The following is a 6,092-nucleotide window of genomic DNA, read 5'->3' as shown; positions in this document are numbered from 1 at the left end:
TAGACTTCCACGGCAAACATCCTGGGCCCCTCCCGAAAGAGAAGCCTCTCCACTGGCCGGCTTTTACCCCGGCCGCATCAGCACCCCGCCGACGCTCCAGTGGATGGTTTTGTCACCGCCCTACACAGTCTCGTTCGCCGCCCCATCCTCCGCCTTGAACGCGAGGCTGGTAGCCTCAGCGAAGCTCTCAGCGAGCGCACGGATTTTATCTTGAGCCTGCCGTTTCATCTCGTCGTTTGACCCGCTCTCAACCGAGGTCGTGACGTACCCCGTGAAGCGCCCGGCTTCGGTGATCAGCGCGAAGTTGAACCGGCCGGACCGGCTGCGTCGGACAATGTAATGCGGCTTGGGCAAAGATCGGTTCTCCGCAGATGCCATTTCTGGTCTCTACGGCGAAGAGGTCGGCTTAGTTTCGAGCTTACTAGGAAGGCGCTCCGGTCGAGGACACAGCTAGGGTCCTTCGGAGCCGCGTCCCTCAGAGAGCATCGAGGCGACCAGATCGTCGTCGCTCACTTTGTCGCCAAGCGCATCGCGGACGATCACTTTCCAGCCTTGCCGCAGGAGCCGATCTCGCTGTTCCACCGCGATCCAAGCCGCCGAACAGCGCACGACTTTCCGAGCCGTGTGGCGTGAGGCGTGGACATAGTAGCTGCGCGGCATAGCAGCTGGTTCAGGCAATGAGCGCGCCAACGAAAAGGCGCTTCGAGTCAGACTGCGCCTGCGCCGTGCAGCTCGCGCTCTAGTCCGCAGACACCGCGCCAACATTGAACGCGTAGCCGAGGCTCTGATGGCCCGCGGGGTCCTGACGGGGGAGGAGATCGATGTTATGCTGCCGCCCGGCTTCATGGGCCGCTCGAACGTCTGGAACGACTCTATGGCGGTCGAGGCCGAAGCGTCCGACTTTCCATAAAAGCATTGTCGGTCAGGAAGTGCACGCCGCGCGAGCCACCTGCACCTCATACGTTCCGTCTCCCGCGAGAAGCACGAGCGTCATCCTCAGCGGCAGGAATGCCCATCAGGACCCGTAGGGGGTTCGTTCGCACTGAGCGGATTTTCCCCGCTGCCGGCCCACACCCAATACAGACCGCATACGTCCAGCGGCTCCACAAATTCTCATTCTGCCGATCAATCCCTTGCTGCCTGATCCTTGCCTTCTCAATCAATGCTCGGATCTTTGCCGCCTTCTCGTCACCGACGGATTTTCTCTGCTGTTCCGTCACGGATGGCTTCTGAGCCTCCTGCGCTATCGTAGGCGTTGAAGCCACAATAATCATGCCGAAAGCTATAAATCTAACGAGCATATTTTCCTCCTGATCATTCTTTTTCGCCACCGACTAGACGGTGAGACGAAATCAGGAATGGAAAAGTTTCAATGGCGCTCGGGAAATAGTAATTCAGAGATCTAAAATTCGCAGAAAAAACCCGATCAAAGCGGGCTCTGCGATACGCATGGCCTCATGTTCGGCCTCCCGACAATCACTAGGATCAAAGCGCTGCATCATCCCGGAACCGGTGAGCGTCGCGCCATTGATCTCCGGTTAACCCACTGGGCACCTTGCCCCCAAGCCGGGCTCAGGACCGGTTCGCTGGTGACACATGCGAAAAACCCGTCCTCCGTAATCGGATCGGGGGACGGGCCTGCCGCTGGTCATCAGCGCTCCGCAGTGGTCCACCCGGATGACGCCTGGCGTAGCGACATCTGGATCTCGCCCGCTCGCAAGCGCTGATCGCTATCGAACGCCAGACCCCTGCACCCATGAGGCCCCTGCAGCCTCGCTTCGAGTTCCGGCCTCCGGCGACAGGCTCCTAAACGAGTTCGGGCCTATGATGTGGGTATGACCGCCGATGGAGTCGATGGTCACACCGTGGCTTCGGAGCCATCCCTGCATCTGATCGATCTCGCGCTGTTGCTCCACGATGATCGACTCGGCGAGCTGACGGCTCCAGGGATCCTTTGCGCAGCGCATCGCGACCTTTGCCATATCGATTGCGCCTTGATGGTGGGGGATCATCTGCAGGCGGAAATCTACGTCCGGGTCACCCGTATAGGGTACGGCCATGTTTTTCATCATCTGCTCATGCGACGCCTTGAACTCGCGCGTGGCAGGTGTGTCGACGCTATCCTTCGGGGAATGACCCATGTGCATGTGATCGTGATCCTGGGCCATCGCGTTTCCAGCTAGTGCCACCGCGAACGCTGCCACCAACAATCCCAAGGCGTGCCGCATGTTGTTCTCCTACCTCAACATTGTCCTGATGGCGGCCGGCTCTAAACGTTCCAACAGTGGGAAGGTCAAGGCGAGCGGAAGTCGGATTGGTGCTGGTTATGCCATGGGGACTCGCCGGTGGTGGGCCGCCGGGGATAGGAGGCGAACTCAAGCTGTGCAACGCGGTCTCTGGCCGCTCGGCCGGCTATGTTATCATTCTCCGACCGGACACAGCCGATGAGGTGCGTGTATGGACAGGAAGCAGGGTGTCGAAGCCTTCCTCTTGTGCTTCGTTTTTGCGCTGACGCTCTGGAGCCTTCGGCCGAGCTGGCTCCGCTCTAAGAACCCTTGGGGCCTCGGCCCATCTTGGGCGTCTGGCTCAGGTACTGGAACATCGTCTGATAGTTCGCCGACCTACGGCTCGTCATCGAGCGACGCCGGATATGGCTGCTCAGACGGAGGATCCAGTGATGGCGGCAGCTGTGGTGGAGGCGGTGGCGGCGACTGACGGCGTCGTCTCCAACGCTCACTGGATCGTCGCCGAGCCGACCACCAACCCCATCAGCGCGGCAAGCTTCATCAGGCCCGCGTGGGTCATCTCTTCGCCATTCACGAGCCACAGGCTCAGGTCGTCGCCGGTCGGCTCGACGTACATGCCGAGCGAGCAGAGAGCTTCGATGGCCTCGTGGAAGGGGTCATCGCTCGTGGCGCCGTCGCCTTCGGGTTCAGCCGGTCCCGCATATCCTTACCGGTCTTGAAGACCAGCTTGGCCTTGGCCTCGACGGCAACGGAGGCGCCGGACCGCGGATTGCGCCCCATCCGTGCCCGCGTCTCCACGACAGTGAAGGAGCCGAACCCACGCAGCTCGACACGATCGCCGGCCACGATGGCGTCCGCGAGCCGGCCTATGATGGCATCGACCACGGCCTCGCAGTCCTTCGCGTAGAGTTGCGGGTTCGCAGCGGCGAGGCGCTGGACCAGTTCGGATCGGATCATGCCGGTGCGGCCGCCCTCGCTACCATGCCGTCAGCGCGGCTTCGCCGGTCCGGCCGATCCCCACCCGTGGGCCTGGATCGCCTTGGTCAGCTTGCCCTGCATCTCAGGTGTCACCGACTGTATCCACTGCTGCGTTCCTACGAGCTGGGCTTGTGCGAGTTGGGGCTGGGCAGCGACCAGGCGCTTGCCGGTCGGGGTGGCGTAGAACGCAGCGATGACCTGCAAGTCGTCCTTGCCGAGGGCTGCAGCGAAGCCGCGTGCCTGGATGTCCAGCAGCTCGTCGAAGTGTGCCGTGAGGGTGGGCAGCACCACCTCCTGGACTAAGGCCTGGGCCTGATCCTGCTGCTTGACCCCGATCTGCTGCATCATGCCGACCATGGGTGCCGCCATCGCGTTCAGCAGCGCGGTACGATCCCCCTGCATCTGCGCGACGACCTCGCGCGCCGCCTTCAGGGTCGCAGGATCGAGCGTGGCGGTCGGGGCAGCTGGCTTGGCGGCCGGTTGCGCCATGGCCGAAGACGGCAGCAGGATACCGAAGCAAAAAGCAGCGAGGATTTGAGGACGGCGCATGGCGACTCTCGATCGAGGTGCTGCGCAGATCCGAACCTGCGCGATCATCGAGCGTCGCTAGCACAATTTTTAATGGTGCTGACAACACGTGGATCGCAAACTGTCGAACCAACTTCAGACTTGGCCGGATTGGCATCCGTAGGGTGGCACCGCACGGGGGAAGCGCTGCTTGATACGATTGCAGCCCCACGAACGCAGAGGTTCCGGTAGGTGTCGGTTCACCTCGATCCCAACCTCATCGTAGGGCGACGCGCCGGTGGTCACGTAGCTGTACCAGCGCCACCCGATCGTTCCGATGCCAGCGACGAGAATGGCGAAGGCGACAGAGGCGGCCAGAGCGACACGCGATTGAGGTCGGTGTGCACCGCCAGCCATACCGCTCACCTTCCCTACCGTTGACTTAGCCGGGCCTGCCAGCCGACATGCCATGTCCGGCCTGTGCGCGCCCTGTGGCGAGCCGTGAGCCGGCAGAAACAAAGGATCAAGGCCGCGAGAAAGACCTAAGCCCAAAACGCCAACGGCCCCACCCCGGCAAGGGTGAGGCCGTCGAAATCGAATGGGTCTGGTGGACCGCGTTACAGCTCCCCAGACATCATAGCTCCCGCTGGGAGTCAATCGGGATCGCTTCCCGAGACGATGGCGTTTTGCCTTTTGCCGGGGACGGTTCACGCCGAGCCCCCTGCTTTGACGCGGCCCGAGCAGGGCTGTGAGTGATGGACTATGCCTACGAGATCCGCCGGCAGGCGGAGGCGGCTCCGCGCGCCGCGTTGCCGGCCGTCGCGTCCGCATTGTGGAAGGCGTTTGGCGAGGGACACCTGTCCGAAGCCGAGGCGGAGGCTCTGTCCGGGCTGATCGAGGCCCGGCAACTGTCAGGAACCGAACGATCCGTCGAAAAGGGCGAGAACCGCACAGGACCCCCTAGGAGCCGCACAGGCTCTCGGCCGCGCTCGGATGCCTCGATGGCCCGCCGACGGCGCTGGGCGGCTTCTGGGCGGCTTCCTCCGGGCATCGCGGCGCGGTTCACGCTGGCCGAGCAGGCGGTGCTAGCTGTCGTCGCGGGCGAGGTGGCGAAGCGGGGCGACTGCCGCTTAGCCCTGGACCACATTGCGGCACTGGCAGGCGTGAGCCGCGCGACCGTCCGCAATGCGATCCGACAGGCCAAGGTGCTCGCCCTGGTGACGGTCGAGGAACGTCGTCAGTCCCGGTTCCGCAGCGACACCAACGTGGTCCGCGTCGTGTCGCGGGAATGGGTGGCGTGGCTGCGGCTAGCGCGAAAGGGGGTCACGGATCGTTACCCCCCAGGCGGAAAGGAGGGGGTGTTAAACACCAACCCCCTCGGGGAACGGACTAAGTTGAACTTAGGGCGCCAAGGAGGTCGCGAAACGCTACCACCTTCGTCACAGGGGGAGGGCGTAAATCCGTGAGCGGCACGGATACTCCTGTTTCCTACCCTGTGAATTTGGAGGGTCGAAGATCGCGAAAAGGCTGCCGAGAAGTGGGGATCAGCGTCAGGAGCGCAGCCATGTCCAAAGTCCGGGCAGCCGGTAGACGCGAGATGTGAAGCCCGAGGCCAAACGACACAGTTCACCGTAGACCAACGCCAGCCACCACAACCAAGGCTACAATCCTGATAACGCGTTATCGGAGCCTAACTGACGATCCAGCCTGACGAGCAGCCTGATCGGCATGACCCGCCGCATCTTGGCGGATGGGAACCCACGCACCCCTTGGCGATTGCCATTTTTGATTGCTGCCCAGCAGCACTCGACGCAAACCACCTGAGGGGGTGAGATTGTTTCGGGGTACAACACGATGCTGCGCAAAACCGCGATATCACTCTTTCTGACAGTGGCCTTCACGATGCCAGCCCTGGCGGAACCTGGCGCATTGGGCGAGCCGAAGATGCTGATCCACGGCAACTACTGCGGCCCAGGCAACAATGCTCCCCTTGCGCCGGTTGACGCCCTCGACGCTGCTTGCGCTCGTCACGATGCCTGCACGCCGACCGGATCGGTACCGTCTCGTGCCTGCAATGCTCGCCTTGAACAGGAAGCAACCGCCATCTCGCGCGATCCGCGGCAACCGGAGGATCTCAGGACGATGGCTGGCTTTGTCGCAGCAGGTGCGTCCATGCTTCAGATAACGGATGATGCCCATCTCACCCCGACCGTGAGGCAAGCAGGTGTGAGGCAGTAGCTCGACACGCAACGTGAGCTAAGAGCGCCTAACAGAACGGCACCCTGAGCGTTGATGTGCGTTGGTGTTTCATGGCCCGCGCACTTCTTCCCGACGATCTCTGGGACGAGATCGCCCCGCTGC

8 protein-coding genes are annotated in these 6,092 nt (G+C 62.6%); 3 read left to right on the top strand and 5 right to left on the bottom strand.

The window, feature by feature from the left end; translation table 11 throughout:
- Positions 1 to 120: 120 nt before the first annotated feature.
- Positions 121 to 354, bottom strand: coding sequence for a hypothetical protein (locus FV227_RS27370; RefSeq protein ID WP_147729271.1), 234 nt, complete (start codon positions 352 to 354; stop codon positions 121 to 123).
- A gap of 433 nt (positions 355 to 787) precedes the next feature.
- Here FV227_RS27370 and FV227_RS30410 point away from each other — a divergent pair, with 433 nt between their 5' ends.
- The gene (locus tag FV227_RS30410; RefSeq protein ID WP_281406286.1) at positions 788 to 910 is read left to right on the top strand and encodes a hypothetical protein; all 123 of its coding nucleotides are present in this window, start codon (positions 788 to 790) and stop codon (positions 908 to 910) included.
- Between the two features lie 820 nt (positions 911 to 1,730).
- On the opposite strand, the gene FV227_RS27365 is transcribed toward FV227_RS30410, so the two are convergent.
- The 4 genes from FV227_RS27365 to FV227_RS27350 form a co-directional block, all read right to left on the bottom strand.
- Positions 1,731 to 2,228, bottom strand: a complete 498-nt coding sequence (locus tag FV227_RS27365) for a DUF305 domain-containing protein (RefSeq protein ID WP_147729270.1) — start codon at positions 2,226 to 2,228, stop codon at positions 1,731 to 1,733.
- Positions 2,229 to 2,733: 505 nt separating this feature from the next.
- Complete coding sequence (locus tag FV227_RS30405; RefSeq protein WP_281406287.1) at positions 2,734 to 2,862, bottom strand: hypothetical protein; 129 nt, start codon at positions 2,860 to 2,862, stop codon at positions 2,734 to 2,736.
- Positions 2,832 to 3,203, bottom strand: a complete 372-nt coding sequence (locus FV227_RS27355; RefSeq protein WP_147729268.1) for an HU family DNA-binding protein — start codon at positions 3,201 to 3,203, stop codon at positions 2,832 to 2,834. The genes FV227_RS30405 and FV227_RS27355 overlap by 31 nt, the downstream gene beginning before the upstream one ends.
- A 30-nt stretch (positions 3,204 to 3,233) precedes the next feature.
- Positions 3,234 to 3,773, bottom strand: coding sequence for a DUF2059 domain-containing protein (locus FV227_RS27350; RefSeq protein WP_147860351.1), 540 nt, complete (start codon positions 3,771 to 3,773; stop codon positions 3,234 to 3,236).
- Positions 3,774 to 4,486: 713 nt separating this feature from the next.
- Between FV227_RS27350 and FV227_RS27340 the strand changes: the two genes are divergently transcribed.
- Positions 4,487 to 5,197, top strand: coding sequence for a helix-turn-helix domain-containing protein (locus tag FV227_RS27340; protein WP_187274979.1), 711 nt, complete (start codon positions 4,487 to 4,489; stop codon positions 5,195 to 5,197).
- A gap of 388 nt (positions 5,198 to 5,585) precedes the next feature.
- On the top strand, positions 5,586 to 5,969 hold the full coding sequence (locus tag FV227_RS27335; RefSeq protein WP_147728955.1) for a hypothetical protein: 384 nt from the start codon (positions 5,586 to 5,588) through the stop codon (positions 5,967 to 5,969).
- The last annotated feature ends 123 nt before the right edge of the window (positions 5,970 to 6,092 follow it).

This window comes from Methylobacterium sp. WL119 (genome assembly GCF_008039875.1).
Lineage (GTDB): Bacteria > Pseudomonadota > Alphaproteobacteria > Rhizobiales > Beijerinckiaceae > Methylobacterium.
This window is presented reverse-complemented; position numbering and strand designations above follow the sequence as displayed.